This is a genomic window from Aneurinibacillus danicus (assembly GCF_007991215.1).
Taxonomy (GTDB): domain Bacteria; phylum Bacillota; class Bacilli; order Aneurinibacillales; family Aneurinibacillaceae; genus Aneurinibacillus; species Aneurinibacillus danicus.
Genome location: NZ_BJXX01000056.1, coordinates 34,020 through 57,883, shown reverse-complemented (window position 1 = coordinate 57,883; position 23,864 = coordinate 34,020). Strand labels below are relative to the sequence as shown.

General features: G+C 58.9%; 32 protein-coding genes and 1 pseudogene. 1 reads left to right on the top strand and 32 read right to left on the bottom strand.

What is annotated here, in order from left to right:
* Window positions 1-173 precede the first annotated feature (173 nt).
* The 31 genes and pseudogenes from avd to ADA01nite_RS06540 all read right to left on the bottom strand — a co-directional run bounded on the left by avd (window position 174) and on the right by ADA01nite_RS06540 (window position 23,217).
* Window positions 174-512, bottom strand: a complete 339-nt coding sequence (avd, locus tag ADA01nite_RS06690; RefSeq protein WP_111154049.1) for a diversity-generating retroelement protein Avd — start codon at window positions 510-512, stop codon at window positions 174-176.
* Between the two features lie 69 nt (window positions 513-581).
* Entirely contained in the window at window positions 582-2,063 is a 1,482-nt protein-coding gene (locus tag ADA01nite_RS06685; protein ID WP_146809168.1) for a hypothetical protein, read from the bottom strand.
* Window positions 2,064-2,080: 17 nt separating this feature from the next.
* Complete coding sequence (locus ADA01nite_RS06680; protein WP_146809167.1) at window positions 2,081-2,437, bottom strand: hypothetical protein; 357 nt, start codon at window positions 2,435-2,437, stop codon at window positions 2,081-2,083.
* A gap of 14 nt (window positions 2,438-2,451) precedes the next feature.
* Window positions 2,452-2,880: a hypothetical protein gene (locus ADA01nite_RS06675; protein WP_111154046.1), complete on the bottom strand. Its 429-nt coding sequence runs from the start codon at window positions 2,878-2,880 to the stop codon at window positions 2,452-2,454.
* Window positions 2,881-2,894: 14 nt separating this feature from the next.
* A complete protein-coding gene (locus ADA01nite_RS06670) occupies window positions 2,895-3,281 on the bottom strand; it encodes a phage tail-collar fiber domain-containing protein (protein ID WP_111154045.1) in 387 nt (128 codons plus the stop codon).
* Window positions 3,282-4,661 (bottom strand): phage tail protein, encoded by a 1,380-nt coding sequence (locus ADA01nite_RS06665; protein ID WP_146809166.1) that lies wholly within the window; start codon window positions 4,659-4,661, stop codon window positions 3,282-3,284.
* Window positions 4,658-5,806: a baseplate J/gp47 family protein gene (locus tag ADA01nite_RS06660; protein WP_170230172.1), complete on the bottom strand. Its 1,149-nt coding sequence runs from the start codon at window positions 5,804-5,806 to the stop codon at window positions 4,658-4,660. Before ADA01nite_RS06660 ends, ADA01nite_RS06665 begins: the two co-directional genes overlap by 4 nt.
* Window positions 5,807-5,808: 2 nt before the next feature.
* Window positions 5,809-6,228 carry a contractile injection system sheath initiator gene (locus ADA01nite_RS06655; protein ID WP_111154042.1) on the bottom strand — a complete coding sequence of 140 codons (420 nt, stop codon included), beginning with the start codon at window positions 6,226-6,228 and terminating at the stop codon, window positions 5,809-5,811.
* Complete coding sequence (locus ADA01nite_RS06650) at window positions 6,221-6,520, bottom strand: hypothetical protein (RefSeq protein WP_111154041.1); 300 nt, start codon at window positions 6,518-6,520, stop codon at window positions 6,221-6,223. The genes ADA01nite_RS06655 and ADA01nite_RS06650 overlap by 8 nt, the downstream gene beginning before the upstream one ends.
* 6 nt (window positions 6,521-6,526) lie before the next feature.
* Complete coding sequence (locus ADA01nite_RS06645) at window positions 6,527-7,258, bottom strand: hypothetical protein (protein WP_111154040.1); 732 nt, start codon at window positions 7,256-7,258, stop codon at window positions 6,527-6,529.
* A gap of 4 nt (window positions 7,259-7,262) precedes the next feature.
* A pseudogene (locus ADA01nite_RS23020) lies at window positions 7,263-7,478 on the bottom strand (LysM peptidoglycan-binding domain-containing protein); the annotation flags it as partial.
* Window positions 7,479-7,923: 445 nt separating this feature from the next.
* Window positions 7,924-11,043 (bottom strand): phage tail tape measure protein, encoded by a 3,120-nt coding sequence (locus tag ADA01nite_RS06635; protein WP_146809165.1) that lies wholly within the window; start codon window positions 11,041-11,043, stop codon window positions 7,924-7,926.
* A gap of 23 nt (window positions 11,044-11,066) precedes the next feature.
* Window positions 11,067-11,279 (bottom strand): hypothetical protein, encoded by a 213-nt coding sequence (locus ADA01nite_RS06630; protein ID WP_146809164.1) that lies wholly within the window; start codon window positions 11,277-11,279, stop codon window positions 11,067-11,069.
* A 5-nt stretch (window positions 11,280-11,284) separates the two neighbouring features.
* On the bottom strand, window positions 11,285-11,629 hold the full coding sequence (locus ADA01nite_RS06625; protein ID WP_111154037.1) for a DUF6848 family protein: 345 nt from the start codon (window positions 11,627-11,629) through the stop codon (window positions 11,285-11,287).
* 14 nt (window positions 11,630-11,643) lie between these two features.
* Complete coding sequence (locus ADA01nite_RS06620) at window positions 11,644-11,850, bottom strand: Acb2/Tad1 domain-containing protein (RefSeq protein WP_146809163.1); 207 nt, start codon at window positions 11,848-11,850, stop codon at window positions 11,644-11,646.
* Between the two features lie 12 nt (window positions 11,851-11,862).
* Entirely contained in the window at window positions 11,863-12,294 is a 432-nt protein-coding gene (locus ADA01nite_RS06615; RefSeq protein ID WP_146809162.1) for a hypothetical protein, read from the bottom strand.
* A 13-nt stretch (window positions 12,295-12,307) separates the two neighbouring features.
* The gene (locus ADA01nite_RS06610) at window positions 12,308-13,714 is read right to left on the bottom strand and encodes a DUF2586 domain-containing protein (protein ID WP_146809161.1); all 1,407 of its coding nucleotides are present in this window, start codon (window positions 13,712-13,714) and stop codon (window positions 12,308-12,310) included.
* A gap of 5 nt (window positions 13,715-13,719) precedes the next feature.
* Window positions 13,720-13,941, bottom strand: coding sequence for a hypothetical protein (locus tag ADA01nite_RS06605; RefSeq protein WP_111154033.1), 222 nt, complete (start codon window positions 13,939-13,941; stop codon window positions 13,720-13,722).
* Window positions 13,938-14,429 (bottom strand): hypothetical protein, encoded by a 492-nt coding sequence (locus ADA01nite_RS06600; protein WP_111154032.1) that lies wholly within the window; start codon window positions 14,427-14,429, stop codon window positions 13,938-13,940. Before ADA01nite_RS06600 ends, ADA01nite_RS06605 begins: the two co-directional genes overlap by 4 nt.
* The gene (locus ADA01nite_RS06595) at window positions 14,426-14,965 is read right to left on the bottom strand and encodes a phage virion morphogenesis protein (RefSeq protein WP_111154031.1); all 540 of its coding nucleotides are present in this window, start codon (window positions 14,963-14,965) and stop codon (window positions 14,426-14,428) included. Before ADA01nite_RS06595 ends, ADA01nite_RS06600 begins: the two co-directional genes overlap by 4 nt.
* Complete coding sequence (locus ADA01nite_RS06590) at window positions 14,965-15,405, bottom strand: DUF1320 domain-containing protein (RefSeq protein ID WP_246147249.1); 441 nt, start codon at window positions 15,403-15,405, stop codon at window positions 14,965-14,967. The genes ADA01nite_RS06595 and ADA01nite_RS06590 overlap by 1 nt, the downstream gene beginning before the upstream one ends.
* 121 nt (window positions 15,406-15,526) lie before the next feature.
* Window positions 15,527-15,751, bottom strand: coding sequence for a DUF7210 family protein (locus tag ADA01nite_RS06585; RefSeq protein ID WP_146809160.1), 225 nt, complete (start codon window positions 15,749-15,751; stop codon window positions 15,527-15,529).
* 14 nt (window positions 15,752-15,765) lie between these two features.
* Window positions 15,766-16,680 (bottom strand): major capsid protein, encoded by a 915-nt coding sequence (locus ADA01nite_RS06580; protein WP_111154028.1) that lies wholly within the window; start codon window positions 16,678-16,680, stop codon window positions 15,766-15,768.
* Window positions 16,681-16,702: 22 nt separating this feature from the next.
* Window positions 16,703-17,056 carry a capsid cement protein gene (locus tag ADA01nite_RS06575; protein ID WP_146809159.1) on the bottom strand — a complete coding sequence of 118 codons (354 nt, stop codon included), beginning with the start codon at window positions 17,054-17,056 and terminating at the stop codon, window positions 16,703-16,705.
* A 15-nt stretch (window positions 17,057-17,071) separates the two neighbouring features.
* Window positions 17,072-18,019, bottom strand: a complete 948-nt coding sequence (locus tag ADA01nite_RS06570; RefSeq protein ID WP_146809158.1) for an ATP synthase subunit B family protein — start codon at window positions 18,017-18,019, stop codon at window positions 17,072-17,074.
* A gap of 15 nt (window positions 18,020-18,034) precedes the next feature.
* Window positions 18,035-20,287 carry a phage portal protein family protein gene (locus ADA01nite_RS06565; RefSeq protein ID WP_146809157.1) on the bottom strand — a complete coding sequence of 751 codons (2,253 nt, stop codon included), beginning with the start codon at window positions 20,285-20,287 and terminating at the stop codon, window positions 18,035-18,037.
* Complete coding sequence (locus ADA01nite_RS06560) at window positions 20,284-21,585, bottom strand: terminase large subunit domain-containing protein (RefSeq protein WP_111154024.1); 1,302 nt, start codon at window positions 21,583-21,585, stop codon at window positions 20,284-20,286. The genes ADA01nite_RS06565 and ADA01nite_RS06560 overlap by 4 nt, the downstream gene beginning before the upstream one ends.
* On the bottom strand, window positions 21,582-22,124 hold the full coding sequence (locus tag ADA01nite_RS06555; RefSeq protein ID WP_111154023.1) for a phage protein Gp27 family protein: 543 nt from the start codon (window positions 22,122-22,124) through the stop codon (window positions 21,582-21,584). Before ADA01nite_RS06555 ends, ADA01nite_RS06560 begins: the two co-directional genes overlap by 4 nt.
* Window positions 22,124-22,420, bottom strand: coding sequence for a winged-helix domain-containing protein (locus ADA01nite_RS06550; protein ID WP_127488453.1), 297 nt, complete (start codon window positions 22,418-22,420; stop codon window positions 22,124-22,126). Before ADA01nite_RS06550 ends, ADA01nite_RS06555 begins: the two co-directional genes overlap by 1 nt.
* Complete coding sequence (locus tag ADA01nite_RS06545; RefSeq protein ID WP_146809156.1) at window positions 22,417-22,779, bottom strand: type 2 periplasmic-binding domain-containing protein; 363 nt, start codon at window positions 22,777-22,779, stop codon at window positions 22,417-22,419. Before ADA01nite_RS06545 ends, ADA01nite_RS06550 begins: the two co-directional genes overlap by 4 nt.
* Before the next feature lie 132 nt (window positions 22,780-22,911).
* Window positions 22,912-23,217, bottom strand: coding sequence for a Mor transcription activator family protein (locus ADA01nite_RS06540; protein WP_170230171.1), 306 nt, complete (start codon window positions 23,215-23,217; stop codon window positions 22,912-22,914).
* Between ADA01nite_RS06540 and ADA01nite_RS06535 the strand changes: the two genes are divergently transcribed.
* Window positions 23,217-23,465 (top strand): hypothetical protein, encoded by a 249-nt coding sequence (locus tag ADA01nite_RS06535; protein ID WP_170230170.1) that lies wholly within the window; start codon window positions 23,217-23,219, stop codon window positions 23,463-23,465. The genes ADA01nite_RS06540 and ADA01nite_RS06535 overlap by 1 nt on opposite strands.
* Here ADA01nite_RS06535 and ADA01nite_RS06530 read toward each other — a convergent pair.
* Window positions 23,462-23,863 (bottom strand): regulatory protein GemA, encoded by a 402-nt coding sequence (locus tag ADA01nite_RS06530; RefSeq protein WP_146809153.1) that lies wholly within the window; start codon window positions 23,861-23,863, stop codon window positions 23,462-23,464. The two genes, ADA01nite_RS06535 and ADA01nite_RS06530, sit on opposite strands and share 4 nt — an antisense overlap.
* Between the last annotated feature and the right edge of the window lies 1 nt (window position 23,864).

Here is a 23,864-nt window from a genome sequence, read left to right as displayed (position 1 = left end):
GAGACGGTTCCCACCGCAGGATCGGGCGCATTGATGACTTGCAGGCGCGGAAGCCGATGCCCGAGTCCGTGCCCGACGGCAGATCGTTGAGGTTGAGCGCGAAAGCCCCGGCATTCGAGCCAAAGCCCCAATCGCCACCGCGTAGAGCTGCCTAGATTCTGGCCCCAAGGTTTTCATCTGCTGAACTTTCTTAACCAGCCGCCGAGCAAGCGTCCGACTTCCGCGATCTGCTTGCCCAGGTGCTCGTATTTCTTGATGTCAATGAACCCTAAGTCTTTCGCCAGACGGATCAGGAATTTCAGCTTCTCTAAATCCGTGTCGATCTGATAGAGGATCGGCGCTTTGTTCTTCTGACGGTTGGCCTGGATGATGCTTTTCTGAATGTCCAGCATCGTGTTTTGAATCTGTTGCCCCAGCGTGAACCGCTGCTGCTTCGGGAAGCGGTTCACGATCGGGTACGCATACAAGATCAGGTCGTACATCTTCTGGTAGATGACCAATTCGTGTGTCACGCTGCGTTTTCTCCTCTAGCTTCTTTTTGCGCCCATACTTCAGATAACAGATTTTCAGAAAATCAGATTTCAGATTGACTTGCAGGCGCGGAAGCCGATGTACGAGCTCGCGTACGACGGCAGATCGTTGAGGGCGAGCGCGAAAGCCCCGGCAACCGAGCCACCGCCCCAATAGCCACCGCGTAGAGCTGCCCGCTGTTTGTAAGCCCGCCACCAGTAGCCGTGCATGTTCTTGTATCCGCTGTTTCCGCCCGAGCTAACCGAAGCAGGGAGGGCGAGATACTTCAATTCAGGATCAATCGACAGAGCATTCAGCTTCGCATACCCATACTGTCCATAGTCACCGGTCGCCGTGACGTTATAGTTGAAGTTCAAGTCAACAGTCGCGAAGCCTTTCCCGGCATTTGCCGCAGCTGCTGTCGTGCCGTTCGCTCCGCGCGTGCAGCCCGTCAATTCCGTTGCTGTTTTGCCGGTGTAGGTGATCTGTTCGTTGTCGATCTGGATCGTGCCCGCATTCGGCAATTCCGGCCCCCGGTAATTGTCCGGGTAGGAGTAAGGGATCGTCGTCTGGGATGCGGTGATGTTTGCGGTCAACTTGGCCGCAGCTCCACCCGGAGGCGCGATACAGTAACGGAGTTTGAGCGTCACTACGGCATTATTGGCTGCTGACGCTGCCGTCGTTCCGTTGTATCCGCGCGTGCAGCCGATCAAAGCACCGGTGCCGTCGCCGTTGTCCAGGAACGATGTATATTTGATGTCCTCGGTGCCGATCGTGACAACCCCGGAAGCGGGCCATGCCGGGTATTCGATGTTCTTCAGCGCGATTGTGCTGTCGGCGGCGGTGATGCCATCGGCATCGTTGATTTTCGCGGTCTTCGCATGTGCATATACGCCGTCTTCGATCAGCAAGTCCACCCATTCCCAGACATTACCGACAATATCGAAAACGCCGTTTGCCTGGCCGTTGTGGCTCCACGTCGAAGGACCGGTGCCGGTAAGCACCCGCGTCATGATTTGACCAGTTGGCGGAGTCGGAGCGAGCGGGTCTTTGATGCCGAAGTTTTCCCAAGAGTTCGCATCGCGGTGATCGCGGCCATAGTTCGTATTGCCCTTCAGGTCCGGGTTCAGCAGCCAGGACAGATAAGCGATCGCGGCCCATTCTTTGGGCGTCATCAAATGACATTGACCGCCGTCCACGAATCGATTTTCGCAAGCGATTTTCGCATTGTTCCAGTCGATGTCCGTCCAAGGAACGACGCCAGCTTGCGAAACAGCAATCGCTGTCCCCGGCGAATTTGGAGTGCTGGTCCCCCTTGTTGTCGATGTGGCGTTCGGGTGACTGCATTGGTATTTATCCACCCAAAAGCCTCCCAATTCCAATCCATTAAGTTCCGGTTGCGGCAAACCCGCAGTCTTGAACTTCGGAATATATACCATCGTTGACACAACTTGTTTAGTAGGGGTGCCGGTCACGTCTCCATGAATAAAATGCCTTTCCCGCGTGCCTGCGAGAATCTGATCTCTCAATTGAGCTAAACTTAAACCGCCCATTCTGATTCCTCCTCAATTCATTCTGGAAATGCCCAAACGCTGACGACGACATCTTCCGCCACGTTCAGCGGCTGCTTTTGACTGACGACGATCGGCATATCGTTTTCGTCCCGGTCGTCCGTCTCCACCATGACGATTTCGCGCATCGGCACCTGCGCCTCGGCTAGCTGCCAGAAATGTCCTTGCGTGTCGTCCGTGCTCAAGCTGCCGTCCGCGTTGAGATAGAGACGGAAGCAGCGGCCTTCCCATTCATTGAGACTGAACGCTCCGCCCTGGCATTGTACACCATCGCCGAATGTGAATGGCTCGACAACCAGCTTGTCGTCCTCTTCGGTGATCGTGGCCGGTCGCCCTTCATTGACCATCTGTAACATTGGCCGATTCCTCCTTAATTGCTGTAAATTTGATAATCGAACGCGCCCCGGAAGTCGCCGGAGTTGAAGATCGTCATCGTGTTGGCCGACTTGACGACCCACACTTCCCCGAGATAGCCATCCGGGTTGGCCGTCGGCGTAATCGAGACGCGGAAGTTCGTCGTGCCGAGGTTGTGGGTGATCGTCGTGCCGGTTGTGCCTCCGAAGTTTGCCGAGCCGGACTGGAGCGCCAGGCGAATCGATTGAAGATTTGCCAACAGCGAAGCCTTGCCCTCGCGGGCTGCCTGCACTTCCGCGTTGATCGCATCGGCCAGCGTTTTGAGAAAAACCGTGTTGTTCAGCAGCACCTGGTGCACTTCGTTGTAAACCGTATAGACGACAGGCGTCTGCGCGTCGTACTCGGTCACGGTAGGGCTGAACGTGTTTTGACCATTGAGTGGCATCGGGTATTCCCTCCTTAAAAGTCTTCGTCCCAAGTGAAGGTAAATTCATCCTCGGGCTCTTTCTTCTTGGCTCCGAACGTCTTGATCGCGACGACCTTGCCGTTTTGATCAATAAGCGCCTGCTCGGTCAGCACCACGCCGTTCAGCGTCCCTTTCGGGATCACGACTTTGTATTGAACCGTTGTGTCGTTGATCAGCGTGGCCGAAGCGATCGGATACCGCGCGACCTCTTGTTCCAGGGCGGTCGCCGTTTCCGAAGGCTTTACCGGTGTCAGAACATCCCCCGGAGCGTGGCCGCCGGTGCCGAAAGCGATATGTGTGATCCTCGGCAGCGCGATCTGCCCGATCCGGGCTTTTGCCATGTCCTTCCTCGCTTGCAGCGTTGTGACCTGATAGCTCATTCAGATGGCCCTCCTTTCGATGACATAATCGTTTCGTCTCACAATTAGCGAGACTTTGCCGTGCCTTACGACCGAGAGCCGCATCTTTGCCGACCCGTCCATGCGCCAGCTGCCGCCCATCAGGCGACGACCGTCCATCGTTTCGGTATAGGCGAGATGCGTCGCGATCGGACGCATACGAGATGCGCCGTTCATGAGCAGAGCGCCGTTCATCAGCTGATCGTTGGACATCTTGTTCTGGCCGTCCATAAAGCGCAGATGCTGGCCGTTCATGAACAGGATGCCGTCGCCCATGCGCCCGGCTGCGCCGCCGCTCGTCGCGCTTGCAAACGCGCTGCGTACCTTGTGCGCGAGGCCGTCCGCCCGCATATCCGCCTTGGTGCCGTCCATATCCAGCCCGCCGTTCATGCGTGGTGCGTGATACGGTTCATTTATGTTCGATCGGAAAGCGGAGACTTGCTGCTGGTGCACCAGGTTGATTTCGCTGTCCGCGCTCGAACCGACCGCAGCCGAAGCTGAATGAAGGATGTGCGGCTGCGCCGACATCGTAAGCTGGCCGTTCATGCGGTGCTTCCGATCGTGCAGGACAAACACCTGGCGGTTGTTCTCGGCGGAAGTCGATATACTGTCCCAGCTCTTGGCGAAGGCGTTCCGCATATCGATCGAGCCGTCCATCACCCGACGGTCGTTCATCCGATACCCTTGGGGCCGGTTGAGCAGGTATGCAGGGGAGAAGACGAAACTTTCCCCCGAACTGCGCAGGGTGTAATCCGCCAAGGCGGCGAAAGAGAACACGAACGCATAGAGCTTCGATTCGATCGGCTTCGCCTTGTTGATCATATGGAGCAGCCGGTCCCGATCGCGCTGCAAGAGCGCCTCGTCGCTGGCGTTCAAATAAACGATGAACTGCGACCACTTGGACAAGTAATCGACGTTCGCGCCGTCTTCCTTTGCTGTCATCGTTTGAGTGCCGTCCATGAGCAGCTGTCCGTCGTGAAAATGGAACTTGTACTTCTCGCGGTACAGCGGATAAATTTCGGCTGCCGGGTATCCGAGCGATTCCAGGACGCGCTTCATGCCAGGCTGCGTTCCGCCTTCGCGGTACAGATCGTAAGCGGCCAGCAGGCGCTTGCGATAACTCTCATCGCTTTCTCCGGCCAGCCTCGGCATTTTGCGATCGATGCCATGCAGATCGAGTGCCCGGCCTTGCGAGGTCATGATGAACTTCAGTTCCCGCACGTGGAAGGCCGCCCGCTTGGCGTCGTCGAGCATGCCGCCGATGACGCCGGTGAGCTTCGTGATGTCCATATCCGCTTTTCGCGGCAGCTTCTTGAATATTCCGTGCGCCCAGGCAAACAGATCGTCGGCGAATTTGCTCATATCCGATCCGCCTCCTGAACGTCAATCTGTACCGTTCCCAGCACAGCCACCTGCCTCCGAGTGATCGTCACCGATCCGACCGGCTGAAGAACGTCCACCCGGACGACATTCGACGCATTGCGCAGATTGGAATAGAGCATCGAGCTGTCGAACGGATAGCGCGGATCGACGCGCAGAATGCCATCGTTCAGGTTGCTTGCCCCATAGCGGAACGTCTCTTGGATGCGGAGAGTTGCTTCTGCCTCGACCGCCTCGGGCGTGGTGTATTCTGGGTCGTAATACAGCACGACATGGACATCGATCTCAACCGGTTCAGCGGCAAATGCGCGAATATCGCCGATGATCGACCCCTTTTCGTCGATCAGCTGCTGCGCTTCCTGGACGATCGAATCCGACGGCACACCGGCGACGCTGGAGATGATGATGTCCGCCGTGCCTTCACCCCTCGGATGGTCGTCCTCGATGTGCACGGCCACGACACCGTTGATCGATTCCACCAGCGAGCGGTAATAATCGCGGATACCGCCTGTGGACAGTTGTTCCCAGCGGTTCAGCGTTCGCGCCCGCAAGTCTTCGTCCGTTTCTTCGTCCGTCCCTTCGCGTTCGAGCCAGTCGTCCCGGTTCTCGACGCTCACATAAGGGATGAACGTCAGCAGATTGCGGATCGTGCCGCTGGCGGCGTTGTATGCGGCCCCGGCGTTTTCGGCCTCGATCGGCCCTTCCGCCTCCGCGACGCCGACGGCCATCACGACGTTCTCTGTCAGGTAGTACCGCCGCTCGTTTCCTTCGAGATCAGGATCAGTCGAAAAGATTGACCCTGCCGGGATGGTGATGCGCTGGCTCGTATCGGTGCGCGTGAACGTGATTTTGCCGGTCGTCTTGGTGGCCTGCTTCCGGAAGACGCCATATTCCCGCGCCGCGACATCGAGCCATTTTCCGGTTGCCGAGTGCACGAACATTTGCTGGACGATGACCGGCAACAAGCCGTACAGGGCAGCGAGCGCCCGGAAGAACAGCGCCAGCAGCGTGTAGAACACGCCGCCCTTGCGCAACAAACGCGCTGGGAATTGCTGATCGCGAAGCTGCTGTTTCGCTTCCTCCAAGAGCTCGTCTTCGGTTTTGGCTTGAATCAAGTCTTCATCCACGTTCATTCACTCCTTACCACGCGAACACCGTCCACGGTGATCTGCACCGTCAGCTCCGCCGATTCGATTCCGTCCGGCGTCTGAACGCTGAACGATACGCTAAATTCGATTTCCCGCAGCGTCCACGAATTTGCCCGAACGTCCACGCTGCCCGGAACGACGAAGGAGTGCCGTTGCACGATTTCCTCCACGTCCTGGATGAGCTCTTGCCTGGACAGTTCGGTGTTTTCCCGTTGCAGGTACATGATCAAGCGGGTGCCGTATGTCTCGTCGAACGGATACGATCCGAGGACCGTCTCCAGCTCGTGCTTCACATCCTGCAAATACGCCGCCTTTCCCGTCACCAGCTGCACGTCGCCGTCAGCTGATGCCTTGAAATTCCCCTCATCGTCCAGGTAGATGTCCGCCCATTCGTCAAGCATCGTTCAATACCTCGTCGATATAGGGCAGGGCAGGGTCGGCATAGTAAAAACCGACGCGAACCTTGCCTCCGACCTGGACAGTCGTCCCGATCGGCACCGGCACGTTCGGCAGCGGCGGAAAGGACGGGTGAGGGGAGCCGTCTGCCGCCAGCACCTGAAGATCGCAAGCGGTCGGCTTGACACCAATCACGACCGCCCGCATCATGTGCCGTGCCGGGCTTAAAAGTTCGGGAAACTCTTTTTCGATGATGATTTTGACCGCTTCTTTGAACGTGTCCAATTCGTCAGGCATGGATGATCACTCGCTTTCCAACTTGTAATAGATTTCAGAGCGCAGCTTGTCGTCCTGGATGAAGTGATGCACCGTCTCCACCAGCGCGATCCCGTTGGCCCGAGGATGCGAGATCGTGATGTACTGCGAGTGATCCAAGCCCGGAACGAACACCGTTCGGAACATCCCGATCTCGCCGTCGGCCAGCATTTCAAGGATGTTCTCTCCGTATTGGAACAAAAACATCTCTTTGGGTCTTGCGAGCGGCTGCCACACAAAAATGTCTCTCGCGTCGAAGTAGGGCGCGAAGTCGATGTTCCAGTACGGGTTGATGCGCTGCCTGATCATGTCGTGCACGTTCAAGTTCGCGACGACCTGATCCTTCGGGCTGAACGCCTGCGAAGCGATCGAATACGTCTCGATTCCGGCCAGTTTCAGCCCGAATCGGATCATGTCCTGCGGCGTCGCTTGCAAAAACGATTGCGTGACCTTCGTTTGCAAGAGCTTCGTCATGCTGTCCTTGGCGATGATCCTTTCCTGATCCGGGCGGCTGACGTTGCCGGTGAACACCCTCGCGGCGTTCGATTCGTCATATCCGAGGTCGATTTCGACGATGGCCCCTTGCGGCGTGTCGATCTCCACTTCGTCCTTGAAGAGGAAGGAGGCATACCCCGCCGGGTCTTTGCGTGACCGCCACACATCAAGCTCCTTCAGGCCGCTTGAGACGATCACGTTCCCGATACGAATTTGTTGGAACATGCCGTCACCTCACTTTCGGCGCGTCGGCGTCATCCACCGCTGCGGTCGAAGTTGCATGCCTTGTCGGGCTGCTGCTGGCCGCCGGGATCGTGAGCCGCTGGCCGATATAGATCAGGTTGACGTTGGCGATGTTGTTCGCCTTCGCGATCGCATCGACCGTCGTGCCGAACTTCCGGGCAAGAGCCGACAGCGTGTCGCCTTTTTTGACGATGTACTGCTGGCCGTCTCCGGTGTTCGCGGCCACCTTCTGGACCGAGACGGTCGTCGATTCGGTCGCCTGGAACTCCAGGCTGACCGAGATAATGTCGTTCATGCTCGTATCCTGACTGCGGAGGCGGATCAGCATGACCTGACCGATGCCTCGCGCCTTGGCGTGACTGGACACAAACTTGTACGTCTGCGGCTTTTTCTGGGACGGAGAAGCACGGAACACCTTTTGAATCGTGGCGAGCTTTGCTTCCGCCGTCCCGTCGCCGTCGTTCAGCAGCTTCAGGTTGAGCCGGATCGTGGCCGGGTTGTAGCTGTAATTAACAACCTTTTTGCCGCCTTCGAGTTCCTCTTCGTCGGTACGAATGTCGCCCGTGATTTCCATGCCATCATAAACGCCAGGGAGGAGCGTGTCGCCGACTTTGATTTGTTCATCTTCCAATCGAATATCCATACGCTCACTCCCTGTACTGTTCGATAAATCGCTTCAGATCGTCGAAGAAACTGCGGCGTTCGCGTTCGCTGCCGCCGTGATAGTGCAGTTCGATCGTCGGCCCTCTTTGTCCGTTTTTCTCACGAATTGTCTCACGAACGGTCGTGCTTTCGCGGAACACTTCCTTCACGTCCACCCGGCTCGGACGCATCCCCGGCGATGGAGCCGCCGGAAACGGCGCATCATCCGGGTCGGGAAAGCCCGGAAACGGCGGCGGTGGAAAACCTCCGGGCGCACCGCCTCCGCCTGGAAACGCGGGAACCGGAACTGGTTGGATACCGAATACGAGCGATCCAGCTGCCGCTTGCAGCCATTCAGCCCCCCGGCGGAAGCCCGAGATGATCAAGCTCGGCAGGTCGGCAAATTGAGCTTTTAGCGTTTGCGTAAAGTTCGCCGTGACATCCGGCTCCTGTATGTCGATCGGTACGGTTTCCGCCATGAAGCGGACGGGATAGGTGCGTTCGAGCTCCAATCCGTCCATCATCCGATACGCTGCGGCACGCAGCTGACCCGCGCCCTTGTCCACTCCTTCCGCGATCGTGCCCGGTATTTTCGAGCCCGAATACGTCAGATCGGAGAGGGGGCCTGTTTTCGCATCGGAGAACGGCAGCAGCTCGCGGACCTTGCCGAAGATGTTTTTCACCGCTTCGACCGGTGCCGTCGCCACCGACTTGATGCCGTCCACCAGCGTGTTGATAATCGCTTTGCCGCTTTCAAAGAGCCACGATCCGAAGCCACCGATGAAAGTCTTGATGCCTTCCCAGACGCCTTCGAGAATGCCCTTCACACCTTCCCAGGCTCCTTGCCAGTCGCCGGTGAAGATCGCCAGCGCCGTTTTGATGATGCCGGAGATGACCGCCCAGGCGATCTGAATGATGCTCTTGATCGTATTCCAGATGAACTGAACCGTCGCAGCGATGAAGTTGAATCCGTTGATGATGATGGACTTCAGGATTTCGAGCGCCGCCATGACGAACGGTCCAACCCAGGCCCAGACGAACTGAATGTACTGGAACACCCTCGCGATAATCTGCTGCACATACGGCCAGATCGCCATCGCCCACGTCAGCACCGCGTTGAACGCCTGGACGACGCTTGTCACCACGTTTGTGATGATTGGCACGACCGCCTGATAAATCGCCAGGAAGATTTCGCCGACGAAAGCGAGCACCGGCGGCAAAAAGGTCGTCACCGCCCGGTAAATTGCGGCCACAGCCGCAAGCACGACCGGAAACACCTTCTGAAACAGCCGACCGAGCGTGACGGCCAGCGGCTGCACCGCCGCCCAGATGTCGCGGAACGCCTTGACGCCGGTTGCGAGCAGCTGCGTCAGGATCGGCCTTGCAACTTCCCATATCCGCGCCATCATGCCGCTAACGTCCCGAAAAATGTTCATAACAACGGGTAGCACGTTCGTCTGGACGTAGGCGAAGGCTTCGACAATCGCGTCCCGGATCACTGGCCAGTACGTGAGCGCTTGCTGCCTGATCCATCCGAATGCCTGCATCGCCTGATCGGCGAACTGTCGCAAGGCGGCCACCGCTCGGCTAACCCAGGCTTGCGTCCCGTCGGATTGCCACCAGGATTTCAAGGCGTCGAACCAACCGAGCAGAACCTTTTTCGTTCCCTCGATACCGCCGTTTAGCTTGACGAACGCGCCGATCAGAAGACCGATCAAGATCAACACCCAGCCAATTGGGTTCGTCAGCATGAGCACGCGCATGGTCTGCATTACGATGTTGAACCCGAGCACCGCCGCTTTTGCTGTACCCATCACGACCGCGAAAATGGCGAAGGCGGAGATGGTGCCACCGATGAATGGGGCGATCGGTTTCAAAAAATCGCCGATCGACTTACCTGCGCTCATAATCGAAGAGAGGACGCTTGCGACCACTTTCGAGGCCATCTGAATAGCCGCGGACACCTGCGGCACCATAGCCAGCGCCCGATCCAAAATTTCAGACAAAATTCCAGCCAGCGGCCCTCCGGCGTTTGCTAGCTCGACCGTGATGCTTCGCCACAATCGGCTGAACTTGTTGCTTACATTGTCATATAAAGCTTCACCTGCGCGTTCGGTCGCTCCCCGGAAGTCGCCCAGACCTTTCTGGCCTTCCCGCATCGCGAGAATAACCCGATCCTCCATGTCCTCCCACTGTGTACCAAAAAGGGCGACGCCGATCTGGTTGCGCTTCAGCGCATCGTCCATATTTCCCAGCGCGAGCAGTGTTGCCTGAAATGCTTGATTCGCACTCTCGCCACCAGCAGCGATTTTGGCTGCCATTTCCTGTCCATTCATCCCAAGGGCTTTGAAGGCGTCCAGGCTCGTCTGGGACAAGTCTTGCATGCGAATGAATGCTTCTTTAACACTGTCACCGACCTTATCCAGGTTGAACGCGCCCTCTTTACTGCCCGCGATCAGCGTCGCGAACATCTGCTCGGCACTCATCCCGAGTCCGGCGAAGTGGACCGCATACTCGTTGACTGTATCCAGCAGATCGTCGGCGTAGTTACCGCCTCGCTGGAAGCCGACCGTGATCAGGTCGAGCGCATCGGATGCGCTTAAATCCTTGAAGTTTGCCGTCAACGTGCGGACGACTTTGGATGTCTCGGTGATTTCCGCATTAAATGCATCGCGGATGACGTAACTGCCGGATAGGAAGTCGCCAGCAGCTTCTTTGCTCAAGTTGGACAAGTTCTGTCGGACAACAGCTAAGTCTTCGCTAATGCCGGCGATCGAATCCCCTCGACCGCTGGCATAGATGTCTTTGACCGTGTTCATCATTTCTTCGGCAGCTTGGCGCGTGATGCCCGTTTGAGCTTGCAGCCTGCCGGTCGCCTGTTCAACCTCATTCGCCATAGAGGCCGCAGCGCCGCCGATCGACCCGATCGCAACGGTGATCGCCGTCACCGCCGCACCAGCCCACATTCCGGCACGCTTCAGGAATGCGCCGGAAGAGCGTTCTAGCCTGCCCATGTTGTCCTGCAATTCGGTCATCGACCGACCGGCCTTCATGGCTTCCGGTGTGACGCGATCGACCATAGACATGATGACCGACAGCTTGAATAGCGAGCTTAAACTACCCATCCGTTACGCCTCCTTTCGCGCCGTCATTTCTTGCCGTTCTTGCCGCCGCCGAAGGCCATAGCGATCGCGGCGGCGTTAATCTTGATTTCCCGGTCCTCATACCATAACGCCTTTGCGTAGTATTCGGAGAAGTCTTCCAGCTCCAGATTGTCAGGCGCTTCCGGGAAGTATTTGCGGATCAGCAGGTGCCCGGCTTCGAGGAAGTTCTGATCGATCTCCTCGAAACGGACGGACACCGCTTCTATAACTTTTTTAAGCTGGTGGCCGCGCTTGCCCCGACAAGCTCCATCAGGCGGCTGGCCGTGTTAAACGGCAGCCCCGGAAACTCGTCGGCTGCCTGGCGCAGCTCTTCTTCCTGCTCGGGCACGATGCAGGAGAACGTGAGATTTTTCATCGCCATGTCCGGCTTCGAGTTGAGTTCCTTCGTAAACCGGGAAATGTCGCTCGACTTCGGGCGAGTGAAGTAGAAGACGAACTCGGCCTCGTCACCGTTTTCGTATTCCAGACCTTCGATGCGGATTTCATACACGCGCCCGTATTTCTGCTTCAGCTCTTCGGTGTTGACCGCTGCTTTGGCTTTGCTCATGGAAAAGATTCCTCCTATTCATTTCGCGCGATAGAGGCGTTCGCCCACATGACCGCCTCTTCGAGCTTCGTGAGTGCGAGCGATTGCTCCCGCGACTTGGGTGTCGTTTCGTCGATCAGGACGGCCAGTTCTTTCGCCTTCTCGCGGATGGCCGTGTACTTCTCCGGCTGTCCCGGCTTCGGGCCGTGATACTTAAAGTTGTTTTCGATCTGCGGGTTCATCGGCTAGTCCTCCTAAATAGCGCGAACGCCGTCGCGGATGATTTGACCGGTCACAAGGATTTCGAGCTCGACTTCGAGCTTCGTGTCGCCCTGCGCCCCTTTGTGAGACGTTTTCGTGAACTTACAGCCCCGGATTTCGTCCGTCCGCGTGCGCTCGCCGTCGTTGGCATATGAAACGGTGATCGGGAAGAGCGGCAGCCGGTACAGCGGCTTTCCTTGACTGCGGGCGTAATCCAGCAGCTTGTTGAACTCGTCGCGCAGCAGGGTGATCTTCGCGCTGGCCGTGTAGTTGCCATTGCCGTAACCGATCGGAGCCGCGCCTTTGCCATACGCCAGCTCGGCGGACAGCTCGTCGTCGTAATCGATGCCGGAGACGGCGATCGCCACGCCGTAAGGCAGGCCGATGGTAATCGATTCCCAATCGTACACCTTGCCGTTAATCATGCGGCTTCCTCCTTTAGCTTAGATTCGGGTTTTGCAGCTTCAGCCGAACCGTGATCCACTTCATGATCGGGATCGGCACGACGGCCAGATCGACTTCCAGGCTGCGCGTCGAGAAAATGTCCTGCCCTTCCGGGATGGAAAGGGTAAAATCGCTGATCTCCGGCGCTGTCGCGGACATCATTTGACCGTTGAGCGGCGCGGCGAGATTGGCGATCAGGTTGTCCAGGCCGTCTTCGTCCGCTTCGCTCTGCACGAACCGGACGCTGGCCTGGCGGACGAGCCTTGCGGCTTTGTCCACGGTCCGGCGCACTTCGACGAACTCGAAGTCGGAACCGGCAGGTGCCATCATCCGGCCATTTGTGATATAAAAGCCGGGCAGCCCCTCGAACGTGCGGGCGGTGATGTATCCGGCCTCGTCAAGTGCCTGGATGTGGCTGTTGTCCATGCCTTCCATAAGCGCCGTGACGTTCGAGAGCGGGAAGCTCATCACCTTGCCCGGCGATTCGCTGACGCGGGCGCGGGCGAGAATCCCGGCGTACACTCCGGCGAGATTCGTCCAGCGGACGCTGCCGTCCAGCGCCGCCACCCGAACGAGCGGGGCGACAACGGACACACGGTCGCTGACGAAACTCTGGCGGGCCGTGAGCAGGTCTTGCACCCATTGGTCGATCGTTTCAGCCTCCGCCGGGCGCTTCGCTTCACAGATGAAGTGAATCGGCTTGTGGCTTTCTTCCAGCGTCTCCGCGTCCGATGCGCACATCGCCCACAAAGAGCTGTCGCTTTCGCCGACAACGTGGATGAACTCATAATCCAGCGAGTTGTTCTTGACCACGTTCATCGCGGCCAGAAAATCGGCGTTGCTCATTTGCGGCGCGGTCGTCTCGAACCGGTACTCGTCGCCCTCGACGAAGTTGTCGGTCGTCGGCGGCGTCGGCGACGTAAAGGTCAGCGTCAGTCCGGCCTCTTGCAAGTTGATCGTGCCGTTTGTTGGAATCGTCCGAACCGGCCCGAACGTGCTGCCGTCCAGCGAAAGCTGATATTGTGCTTCGTTGACCCCGCCCGACTTGGTGATTTTCACGATCACGTTGTATCGGTTGTTCGGCGTGCCGGTTACTTCCAGCACTCTGCCGCCGGTGCCGGTATGCGCCACATCGCCGATCGTGCCCGCGACGCTGGCCGCCGCCGGAACGACGATGATGTCGCGAGCGCCGAGCTGCATGGAATCCATCAGCGCACGGACGAGCTCGCCGGTGCCGAATGTGGATGTGATCTTGCTCGGGTCGGAAACCCGGTAAATCTGGTTCGGCGTGCCTTTCGTGCAAACGCCGATTTTGAGATGGACGCCGCCAGCCGCGTCGCTCGATGCGCCGAGGCCGCCGTCCTGGATGACGACTTTCGCGTCAGGAAGTCCTGTCGGCATCCCGTTCACCGTCCTTTCTTAGCGGGCCGCACCGGCTTCTTCAAGAAGCTCTCGACGGCCTTTTCATACTCTTTTTGCGTGCATTCGTAGCCTTCTGCCCAGCCGTTGGCGGCGAGGAGTCCGACGAACAGCGTCTTGCTGGTGCCCAGGGCATCCCGCCACGCTTCGATCGGCTTTTGCTCCGCTGCCGGTTTCGGGTCGGAGGCCGGTTTCGTTTTTTCACTCATGGGCTTGTCTCCTCCACCGTAATGTTGTTGACCTGAACCTGCTCGATCTTGCCGAGCTCGCGGTCGGTGTAGATGCCCCATTCAAATTCAATGAACACCGTGGCCGCCGCGCGGTCCTTTTGGTCGGGAATCCATTCGATTTCCTTCGGCCTAAGCGGCGTATAGTTGCCCTGGCCGTCGTCGATCCCGTCCGGCAGCTCGGCAAGCAGCAGCCGAATCCAGTCATCGACTTTTTCCTCGTCGCGGTCGAAGATCGTGACCTCGATCGGCGTGATCCGCCGAAACCGCTTCGTTCGGAGATAGCGGCGACCGGCGTTCTCGAACTTAGCCGCCTTCCGATGATCGGGCTCCAGCTTCTCGCGGGCGGTCAGGATGATCGCCGAAGGGGAAGTCCGCACCCGGTCGAAGGCGTCCTCGTCCCGGAATGTCTGCTTGATGCCGCCGGTCCGCAAGATCGTTTCGATGAGATTTTTTGCCGTGTGAATCATTGGACACGCTCCCGAATGAACTCCTGGATGAGTTCCATAATGTCGGCTTCTTCGCTGCTGGAAACACCGAGGAAGGGACGGGCCGGAATTTCGACCTTTTTCCCGCGCCCGGCCTTGCCGCCGAGCTGCTGGATCGCCGCTTGCACGAGGTTCGTGCCGATCGCCGCGCCTTCGCTGGTCGCCTTCGTGGCGATCGAGCGCATCAGCCGTCCGGTATCCTTCAGCGGCTTGCCGTTTGCGACGATCCGCTCAGCTCGCTTCGATACCTTGCCGCGTTTCGTCCGGTATCCGCTGGAACCGTCCTTTCGTCTGGTCCTGCGCCTAGCGCGGGCGATGAGCGTGGCGGGGGAGAGCGGTTCCCAGGGCTCGCCTTCCGGGGATCGCTCCGTCTCGAACCGTTCCTTTGAGCCTTCGGCGACAATCTGCGCGATTTGCGCGTTCAGCATCCGCAGCTCGCTTTTGGAAAGGTTGAGGTCGCGGAGCGTCTCAAATAGCCGGGACCAGTCGCCTTCGACGCGGACGCCTTCGGCGGCCATCAGTCGTACATCCTCCGAAAATCCTCGCCGTACACCTTGGGCCGGGCGTAGGCGCGAATGGCGCTTTCGTTCGCCGAGAGCTTGACCTCATCCGCCGCGATCTTCTCCAGCAGCTTGATCGCGTCCCGATACCGGCGCGTAAACACGTTGTCCTCATCGTTGTAGTGGCGGGTGAACAGGTTGTAGATCGCGATGTCCGCCGTCAGCTTGTTCACGATCTTCGGCACAGGGGAGAGGGGAACGGGATAGCGCATCGCGATGTACGTATTCACAACCGCCGTCGCCGCGTCGATCGCGCTGTTCGCGTTACCCTCATGAATGATTTCCTGACCGTTTTCATCGACCGCTGGGTTTTCCCGGTCGTTCGTCAGTTCGATCAGTTTGGACTTGTCGATCTGGCCGAGCAGATCGTCGATTGTGCAATACATTGCAGCGCTCACTCCCTTCAACCTTCCAGCACGTTCGGAAACCGCGTTATAACGCGTGATAACGCCCCTGTCCGGCTTGGTGAGTAGTTTTATACCCCCAAGCCGTCAGAACGGAAAATAGAGCGTCTGGAGGCTATTCTTTCGGCGGGTCGCCCGCGCCTTGGTTTTTGCCGCCGGATTTCGTCTTTTCGACCGGCTTTTCCGCCGCTTTGACGATGCCGAGGGCGATCAGCCGGTCGGCTTCCTCTTCGGTCAGCTGAACCGTCTTTCCAGGTGCGAGCTTATCGCCGTTGTGCCGCAGGCGGCGCAAGACGGTATATTCCGCCGTCGTTTGCTTTTCTTTGCTTTGTTCACTCATCGGGTCAACCCTCCTTACACCGCGCCGGTGATGAGGAAGCCCGCGTCCTTGGCGGTGAGCTCCACACCGTACACGTCGGCAACGTGGATGATGTTCGACTTGACCGTCTCGTCGCGGTATTTCGACGTTTGCGGACGGCCCTTCTTGCGCATCGTGTAGCCGTAGCTCGGCACCCACAGGTCAGCGGAGTTCTCGGGCACATACGCCAGGACGAGGTTGTTGCCCCATACGTCCTTCATCGTGCCGTCGCGATCCGCGTACACCGCTTTGCCGACGACGACCTTCTTCACGTCGAAGATTTCGGCCAGGATGTCCGCCGTCGCGATGCCTTTCTGCGAATACTTGATCTTGTCGATGATCTGCGGGTGATTCTTCAGCACTTCGTACACCGAAGCGCCGATCTCCAGCACGTTCGGGTACAGGCCGATCTTGCTGCGGACGGTGGCGCGGGCGTCACCGATCACGTCGATCGGCTTGCTGGCCGGGTCGGTGAACACGTCCGTGCCCGAAAGGGCTTCGACATGATCGGCGGAATAATTCGCCGGGTTTTGCGCGGCGTCCGCCTGGTCTTTCTCCATCTTCAGCCGGATGTTGTCGGTCAGCATCTTGGTGCGGCTCATTTCGAGCTTCAGCACTTCCGCTGCTTCCTCCAGCTCGCGGTCATCGATCGGCGCTTCGAGCGCTTCCTCCTCCAGGGAGTAGGGGACCGTCGTCGCGTCCATCTCGATGCGGTTCGTCTTGCTGCGAATCGCGCGGCGGGTGTTGTAAATGCGGAACGCCTCTGCGCCCCATTTCGGGATTTTGCCTTGCTCCTTGTCCACCGGCACGACCGGGAACAGGTTTTCGCCGATGTATTCGGCGTTTTTGTAGCCGATGGCGACGTTCGTGAGGATCGGGTCCACGATCCTCGTTTTCTCCAGTCCTGGCATTGATTTAGCCTCCTTTTGTTGGTTATGCCTTGGCCGCCGGTGCGCCGATCAGCACTTCGACCGGCTCGCCCAGCGCGGCGGCTTCCAGGGCGACGCCGTTGATGACATTGCCTGTCGCTGCCGGAACCGCGCGGCCTTCTGCGTCGCTGGTGACGGGATCTCCGGCGTTGATCGCACCTCCGGCGATAACCGGGGCTGTGCCTCCGGTGACGACCGTCAGGGATGCACCGGCAGCCGCTGCGGCGGTCAGCGAGACGCCGATCGCGGCGGCTCCGGCACCGGCTTGCGCTCCGGCTGCCGTGACGAAGCGGTATTCACCGACCGGCGCGGACGCGATGCGGGTGATCGTGTGACCGGGATTGTACTGCGTGTTCATGGCCGCTTGCCCTCCTTACGCCCGAGAAACGGCGATGACCGCTTCTTCGTAGCTCACTTTGTTTTTCTCCGCGAAGTCGCGGGCTTTCTTGTCGAGCTCCAGCCGATCTTCATCGACCAGCTCGTTCGGGCCGACCGCAAAGTCGGCGGTCTTGCTGCCGTTCTCCCGGTTCTTTGCGAACTCGGTGAACAGCGCGTCCTTGTCGGGCAGATTGCTGACAAACGACTTGAAGAACTGATACGGCGATTGTTTCACCGCTTTGCCATCCGCCGAGAACTCGACCGTCTCCTCGTCGGGCAGCTGCTGCATGAATTCGACCAGGCCGGTCCGCAGCGCCGGGGGGAGCTTCGTCTTGTGCTCGTCGATCAGGGCGTGGATGTCGCGCTCGCGCTCCAATTGCTTGCGGGACCGTTCGCGCTCGGCGGCGAACTCGGCCTCCATTTGCTTTTTGAGCTTCTCGCGCTCGGCGGCGAACTCTTTTTCGAGCTCGGCCCGCACTTGGTTTTTGATGTCGTCCATGTTGTCCGGCATCTTCTTGGCCTCCTTGTTTTCGCCTGAAAAATCCAGGTCGATTTGTATGCCTTCACGGTCCTCCTGGGAGAACTCGATGGGCTTCAATCCTTCCACGGCAGGGGCGGCTGCGCCGAGGAATCCAACGTGCCGCAGCGTCCAGCCGTTGTCCGTCTTGCGCAGGCGGACGGACACTTTCTTGTAGCGCCCGGCGTTGACCGCCTCCGAAAATTCGGGCACCACCTGGTGGAACGACGCCAGCAACTTGTCGCCCTCGCGCTTCAGGGCGGACACCCAGCCGAAGGCCGGATCGTCCTGTTTCGGATGCCCGATGACGATCGGCGCCTCGAATTTGTTCGGGTCGTAGTTGTCCACGATCTGCTGAATGTCGTCTTCGGTGAACTCGCCTTGCGGCTCATACTTTCCGGCGCGGAACACTTCGTACCATTTCATCGCGTGTTTTCCTCCTTATTCCTCACGGTCTTTGACCGATTCGGGCACTTCCCGCAGCGAGACGCTTGGGGGCTTGGACCAGCCCGGATCGGGTGAAACGTCCGGCCTGAAGTTGGCCGGGGTGATACCCTCGCGGGCGGCGCGGTACTTGTTGATGGCAATCACGCCGCACCGGCAGCGGTGGCCGTTCGGCGGCCACCATTCATTCCAGATCGGATCGTCGCGACTTGCCACAAAACCGTTCATCGCCCGGTGGCTGGCCCGCGTGCCCGAATCCAACACGGCGGAATAGCGGTAATAAGGGAACATATCCGCCATTTCCGGCTGCTGGAGCTTTTCATACTGGCCGGTTTCGTAAGCCGTCTGAATCTGGTTGCGAAACACCGTCTCCAGGTGCCACGGGTCCAGCTCGCTGATGCCGAGCGCCGCCGCCTTCGCATCCACGGCCTTCAGGAAGTCCTCGAAGGTCGTGCCCTGTTCCAGGGAGGCGAGCAGCGCCTCGTGGATCGCCCGGACCATATCCTGGCTTTGCACGCCCGCCAGCGTGAAATGCTTGGTGCGAAGCTCGTCGTTCAGCTTCCGGTACTGCTCCATGTTGATCGGCATCAGCTGCGAAAAGTAGCGGATCGCCTCCTCAAACTTGACCGGCTTGGCGACAACCTTGTACGCGAGTTCCTCGTCCTCGCTCGCGAAAGAGGCGTTTCCTTCGCGTTCGGCCTTCAGGAAGTCGAGATGCGCAGCGTATTCGCCCATCGCGTAGGCGACGATGCTTGTCCGGTTCATGAGATCGGCAAGGTCGGCGATCGCCTCCTGATCCGGCTGCAAGCGGCTGACATCGGCAGCGCCGAAGTCTTTCCACCGGCGCACCTGATCGACCAGGTGATTCCACATCCGCCGGACGATCAGAAGACTTTCATCCACGGACCGAGCGAATAGCAGCTGAAGTTGATCGGCCCGTTCCTGCTGGTCATCCTCCTCAGCGGTGAATTGAACGACGTGCAGCTCGCGGTCATGATCGTGCGTTTTTCGCGCTTTTCGTGAGACGTTTTGTTCCGAAAAGAGCGGGGAAGGGGCGACTTCCGCCTTCTTCACCAGCACGTCGTTCTTGCCGGGGCGGGGGATGTTGTACTTCTCATAAAAGTAATCCACCGAGATCGGCACACCCATGTTGACCAGCTTTTCGTCTCGTTCAACCCATTCCTTGTGAACTTCCTCTGGCTCAAAGTCGATATGGAAATACGGATACGAATCGACCTCGCCGAAGTTGAAGGCGACCAGGTAGGGGATCAGGTCCGTATTGATCGCGCTCATGAGCATTTTTGCGTCCGCCTCGATGATCTCGTCCTTGACGCCTTCATGTGTCTTGCTGGCGGCAAACGAACCGCCGCTCGGCAGCTCGGTCGTGAGCGTCTGGCCGAGGATCGCCTTCGAGATTTCCGCGTTGCAGAACCGGAGGAACGCCTCATGCGCGTCTCCTTTCGCGTCTCCGGCCTCCTTGAACTCCACGGACGAGTTGGCCGGGATCGCGACCGCCGCGTCCTGGACGAGCGAGACGAGCGCATCGAGCAGCCGGTCCTGATCGGCTTGCGACGCGCCCGGCTGGTACTTTCCGATGGCCGTCGGCATGCCGTACTTTTCCATGAAGATCGCCCAGAACTTGAACCCGTGCTTCTTGAACTGCCACGCCCAGAAGCACTTCGTCGCCAGCGCCACGCCGTAAGGGTTGTGATCGTCGCCCGATTCGTGGACGACGGTCAGGAACTTGCCCGGCGGCACCGGCTCGCCCTCGATGTCGGCCAGACTGCGCAAAAAGCGCAGGTTCCCGTCGATGTCGAAGGTGAAATATTCGATCGGGCGGTCTTTCATGTTGGCGATCGTCCAGCGGCCTTCCCGTTCCGTCCAGATCAGCTCGTGAATGTTCCGACCTGCGAACACAGCGTCGAGCATTTGCCGCATGTCCTGGTCGAAGTTGAGCCGCTCGAACGTCTCCTTGACGAAGGCGGCGATCTCCAGATCGCGCCGGTCGTCAGAGGCGGGGAGCACGTCCCAATCTTTTGAGAGAACGCCACTTTTGCGCTTGGTGAGCTCCGCCCACACATGCGCGTCGGTTTTCATCTCCTCGAAAATTTCCGCCGACTTGCCGGTTTTCTTCAGGATGATGTCCGGGTTCGGCAACGACTTCATGAATGCGCCGAACGTGTTCAGGACGCGGGCGATTTCGCTCGTATCCGGTTTTTTGATTGGTCTTCCGTCTGGACCGAGAATCATCCGTATCCCTCCATCATCCTCCGCACGACGCTCCGCCGGGCGACCGTCACATCCAGCGACACATACGGGTTATTGATTGCAGCGTGCAGCGAGAGGGCGAGCGCCCAGAACCGGTCCGCGTGGCCGTTCTCGCTGCGTTCGGCGGCGTACCGGATGTTCCCGGCTGCCGTCGTGATTTTCTGGACCGAGTGCAGATCGTTTCGCAGCACCCGGTCGATCGGGATGCGCACGACGCGATCCTCGAACGCCCGGCGCTGGGTGATCGCAAGCTCCTGCTTGACCGGCCCGGTAAATTCAACCGCTTCGGCCTTGCTGCCGAACGCCTCGACCGCCTCCTCGGCGAGCTGCATGCCGATGCCGGTGGCGTCGATGCAGGCCCGGCGCATGCGCGGCATGGACAGGTAGGTGAACAACTGCTCGCGCTGGACGCTGAACTTTTGTTTCTCCAGAACGTGGATCGCTCGCGTCCAGTACAGCGTGCCGGTATATTCGAGAATCCACATGACGGTCAGGTCGCGCTTGCGTCCGATGTCCACGCCGAGCGTCAGATCGCCGACCGGGGAAAAGTCCTCCGGCAGCATGAACGTCGCTTCGTCCGTCTCGCAAGGGGTGATGAGTTCGTAAGGGAGGAGCGATCCGGCCTCGTCGATGAACTCGCAGCAAAACTCTTGCAGCCAGTCGTCTTCCGATTCGCAACCCTTGCGCAGCTCGTCGATGTCGATGTCGAGCCCTTGCTCCTTCGCCATGTAGATGTCCACGAAGTGCTTCGACCAGGTGCCGGTGTTGTCCATCCACAGGTCGTAAAACTTGCCCGACTTGCCGTTCGGCGTCGAGATGACGCGCAGTTTGTAGCCCCGCGTGATCGTCGGATACAGCGCCGTCCAGATTTTCCGGCTGTCCGCGTGGAACGCGAACTCGTCCAGCACGACGTTGCCGGAGAAGCCCCGCGCGGTGTCAGGGTTGGCTGGAAGGCCGATGATCTTGCTGCCGTTCGGGAAACGGACCTCCAGCTGCTTGATCGCCTGGTCGTCAATCTTAAAGGTTGTCTCCAGCTCCTCGCAGGCGACGCCGATCGCGCGGGTGTGCGTGGCGACCTTTTCCATGAGCTCCTTGCTTTGCCGTTCCCCGCGTGAGAGGAGCACCCACGTCGTCCGGTGATCGAGACAGTCGAGCACGACTTCCAGCGAAACCGCGAACGAAAAGCCGGTCTGCCGGGCTTTCAGGGAGATTTTGAACCGGCTCTTGTCCTCGACCCATTTGCGCTGGTATTCGGTGAGCTGGATCGCGGGCTGCGTCATAGGATGCCGTACACTTGCTCTTTGATGTAGGCCAGCGTTTCCGCGTCAAGCCCCTTTTGTCGCCCGGTTTCCTCGATCGCTTTGACGGCCTTTTCGGCTTTCTGGCGGAACTCCAGCTTCAACTTCTCGCGCTGGACCGAACTGCGTTCCAATTGAGCGAGCGCCTTCATTGTCTCGATCAAACCCTTGTCGATCACGCCGCCCTCGTCCTGGGCGGCCATCAGCGTTTCCTGGATGAGCTGCACGGCCAGATTCGACGCCGCCTCGGTCATTTCCGTTGCCGGTCGGTCTTTGCTGTCTTCGATGATCGCCTTGGCCTGCTCGCGGGCGATCCGCAGCTTCTCCAGCCGCGACAGGAAGTCTTTGCCGTACCGCTGCACCGCCATGTGGCTGACCTCGACGCCGGTCTTGTCGGCCATCTGGTTGATCCAGTCGGCGATCTCACGGTACGTTGCGCCGGTCGTCAGTTTTTTGTTGACCGCCTCGACGATTTCCGGCGGCAATTGAAGCACTTTGCTATGCTTTCGGCGGCTTGACATCAGCGGATCACCAACACGCCGGGATCGTCCGGGATGTTACCGTCCAGCAGGTCGATGCCTTTGGCGGTCAGGGTGGCCATCGTGCGCTGGATGCCGAGTTCGTTGCCCTCCTCGGTGCGGACGTACCCTTTCTCTTCGAGATAGTGCAGATGCCTGCGGATTTGCGGCAGCGAGCCGTCCATCTGGCTGTCGTTCAGCGTCAACGAGATCAGCCGGTCGCTGGCCGGGCTCGGATATTGGACTTTGAGGATCGTCAGGATGAATCCCCGGATTTCTTTTGCTTCCTTGTTGTTCATTCGTTTTTCCCTCCTGCTCCCGTCAATTTACTCACGCTCTGGAGCATTTCCCGCACGTCGCGGGTGAGCGTATCGACTTTATGTTCGAGCCCCGCGATCGCCCGCGTCTGGTCGTCTTTCAGCTCCTTCAGGGCGCGGTTGAAGTCGTCTTTCAGGACGTACTTCTGCGGCAGCTCGGCCTTGAAGTCCGAGAAGTCCTTCTCGATCTCCTGAAGGTTTTTGTCCAGGGCGGACTGATTTTCTTTCACGCTGGCACGAATGTCTTTGAGGAAATAACCGATGATGCTGGCAAGCGTCAGCAGAATCGAGCCCATGACGGTGATGATTGTCACAAGTGCGCCGGTTGGCAGTTGATCCAATGCTAGTTCCCTCCTAAACGAAAAAAGCTCACAACAGATTTTGGTCTATTGTGAGCATAACAAAGGGGTCTGATCGGATTCGATCAAACCCCTCTAGTTTTTTCGCGCGATAAACTACTTATAGGAAAACTATTAAATTTCGATCTCCAACTGCTCGCCTTCTTCCTTCGGTCGGGTCAGGCTGCGAATGTACGTTTCCGACAGGTTATACTTGCGGGCAAGGTCTTTGTAGTTGGTCCCGTCGAACTCCTTGCAGATGATGCGGTCCCGAGCCGGGCCGATGGCCTTGTCAAACTTCGGCATATACTCATAGGTGCCGCCGAAGTGCTTGGCGAGCTCTAGCGTAGCAGCCACGCCGATCAGCTCGGCCATCTTCCTGTAAGGATGAGGCAGTTCCTCGCAGTTGACTTCGGCGATCAGCTCCTCGGTCAACTCCATTGACATCCTCCTTCCTGGCATTATATCGCATCGTTCTCGTTTTGTCTCGCGATTTCCCATTCTTTGGCTTCGACGTGCTGGGTGACGGCCTGGCAGGACGGGCACCACAGCGTTTTGATGTGGCCGGATTTCTTCAGCTTGCTTCTTCGCCGCTGAATGGTGGAGACGTGGCGGCAGACGGGGCAGATGAGGAACGTCGCCGCCAAGAAACGCGAGGCGCTTCGTCGGCTCACGACGCCGACCTTTAGGGCGCGGCCCGCTGATAGCCGCGATCCCGCATCTTCTTCAGCGCCTCGATCACCTTGATGCCTTGCTGCTTCGTCAGCCAGCCGAGCCGGTCCACGCCGGTGAGCTTTTTGACGAATCCCTGGAGGCGCTTGGGCTCGTCTGCCCATCCGAGCTCCTTCTCCAGCTGGCGGATTTTGCCGAGCATGGCGTCCGTCGCCCGGTGTTCGCGCGGCTTCGGCACTTCGCCGACGAGCTTGCACAGCCGGTCGATGACCTTGATCGCCTGCTCCTTCGTCAGGGCGGAGATACTGCGGTCGCCGCTGACTTGCTCGACGACCGACCGCAGGTTTTCCTCCTCGATGCCGTACTGCTTCATAAGCCCGAAGATTTTGCGGCGCTGCTCGGGAGTGATCTTCATG

Coding starts and splice junctions, on each gene's coding strand:
- ADA01nite_RS06580 (WP_111154028.1), bottom strand. CDS start 16,680: ATGCCAGGACTGGAGAAAACGAGGATCGTGGACCCGATCCTCACGAAC.
- ADA01nite_RS06550 (WP_127488453.1), bottom strand. CDS start 22,420: ATGAACAACAAGGAAGCAAAAGAAATCCGGGGATTCATCCTGACGATC.
- ADA01nite_RS06565 (WP_146809157.1), bottom strand. CDS start 20,287: ATGATTCTCGGTCCAGACGGAAGACCAATCAAAAAACCGGATACGAGC.
- ADA01nite_RS06570 (WP_146809158.1), bottom strand. CDS start 18,019: ATGAAATGGTACGAAGTGTTCCGCGCCGGAAAGTATGAGCCGCAAGGC.
- ADA01nite_RS06635 (WP_146809165.1), bottom strand. CDS start 11,043: ATGGGTAGTTTAAGCTCGCTATTCAAGCTGTCGGTCATCATGTCTATG.
- ADA01nite_RS06650 (WP_111154041.1), bottom strand. CDS start 6,520: ATGCCTGACGAATTGGACACGTTCAAAGAAGCGGTCAAAATCATCATC.
- ADA01nite_RS06600 (WP_111154032.1), bottom strand. CDS start 14,429: ATGATTCACACGGCAAAAAATCTCATCGAAACGATCTTGCGGACCGGC.
- ADA01nite_RS06555 (WP_111154023.1), bottom strand. CDS start 22,124: ATGTCAAGCCGCCGAAAGCATAGCAAAGTGCTTCAATTGCCGCCGGAA.
- ADA01nite_RS06605 (WP_111154033.1), bottom strand. CDS start 13,941: ATGAGTGAAAAAACGAAACCGGCCTCCGACCCGAAACCGGCAGCGGAG.
- ADA01nite_RS06540 (WP_170230171.1), bottom strand. CDS start 23,217: ATGGAGTTGACCGAGGAGCTGATCGCCGAAGTCAACTGCGAGGAACTG.
- ADA01nite_RS06655 (WP_111154042.1), bottom strand. CDS start 6,228: ATGCTTGACGAATGGGCGGACATCTACCTGGACGATGAGGGGAATTTC.
- ADA01nite_RS06615 (WP_146809162.1), bottom strand. CDS start 12,294: ATGATTAACGGCAAGGTGTACGATTGGGAATCGATTACCATCGGCCTG.
- ADA01nite_RS06675 (WP_111154046.1), bottom strand. CDS start 2,880: ATGCCACTCAATGGTCAAAACACGTTCAGCCCTACCGTGACCGAGTAC.
- ADA01nite_RS06625 (WP_111154037.1), bottom strand. CDS start 11,629: ATGAGCAAAGCCAAAGCAGCGGTCAACACCGAAGAGCTGAAGCAGAAA.
- ADA01nite_RS06530 (WP_146809153.1), bottom strand. CDS start 23,863: ATGAAGATCACTCCCGAGCAGCGCCGCAAAATCTTCGGGCTTATGAAG.
- ADA01nite_RS06610 (WP_146809161.1), bottom strand. CDS start 13,714: ATGCCGACAGGACTTCCTGACGCGAAAGTCGTCATCCAGGACGGCGGC.
- ADA01nite_RS06560 (WP_111154024.1), bottom strand. CDS start 21,585: ATGACGCAGCCCGCGATCCAGCTCACCGAATACCAGCGCAAATGGGTC.
- ADA01nite_RS06685 (WP_146809168.1), bottom strand. CDS start 2,063: ATGGGCGGTTTAAGTTTAGCTCAATTGAGAGATCAGATTCTCGCAGGC.
- ADA01nite_RS06585 (WP_146809160.1), bottom strand. CDS start 15,751: ATGAGTGAACAAAGCAAAGAAAAGCAAACGACGGCGGAATATACCGTC.
- ADA01nite_RS06670 (WP_111154045.1), bottom strand. CDS start 3,281: ATGAGCTATCAGGTCACAACGCTGCAAGCGAGGAAGGACATGGCAAAA.
- ADA01nite_RS06680 (WP_146809167.1), bottom strand. CDS start 2,437: ATGTTACAGATGGTCAATGAAGGGCGACCGGCCACGATCACCGAAGAG.
- ADA01nite_RS06665 (WP_146809166.1), bottom strand. CDS start 4,661: ATGAGCAAATTCGCCGACGATCTGTTTGCCTGGGCGCACGGAATATTC.
- ADA01nite_RS06620 (WP_146809163.1), bottom strand. CDS start 11,850: ATGAACCCGCAGATCGAAAACAACTTTAAGTATCACGGCCCGAAGCCG.
- ADA01nite_RS06595 (WP_111154031.1), bottom strand. CDS start 14,965: ATGGCCGCCGAAGGCGTCCGCGTCGAAGGCGACTGGTCCCGGCTATTT.
- ADA01nite_RS06645 (WP_111154040.1), bottom strand. CDS start 7,258: ATGTTCCAACAAATTCGTATCGGGAACGTGATCGTCTCAAGCGGCCTG.
- ADA01nite_RS06575 (WP_146809159.1), bottom strand. CDS start 17,056: ATGAACACGCAGTACAATCCCGGTCACACGATCACCCGCATCGCGTCC.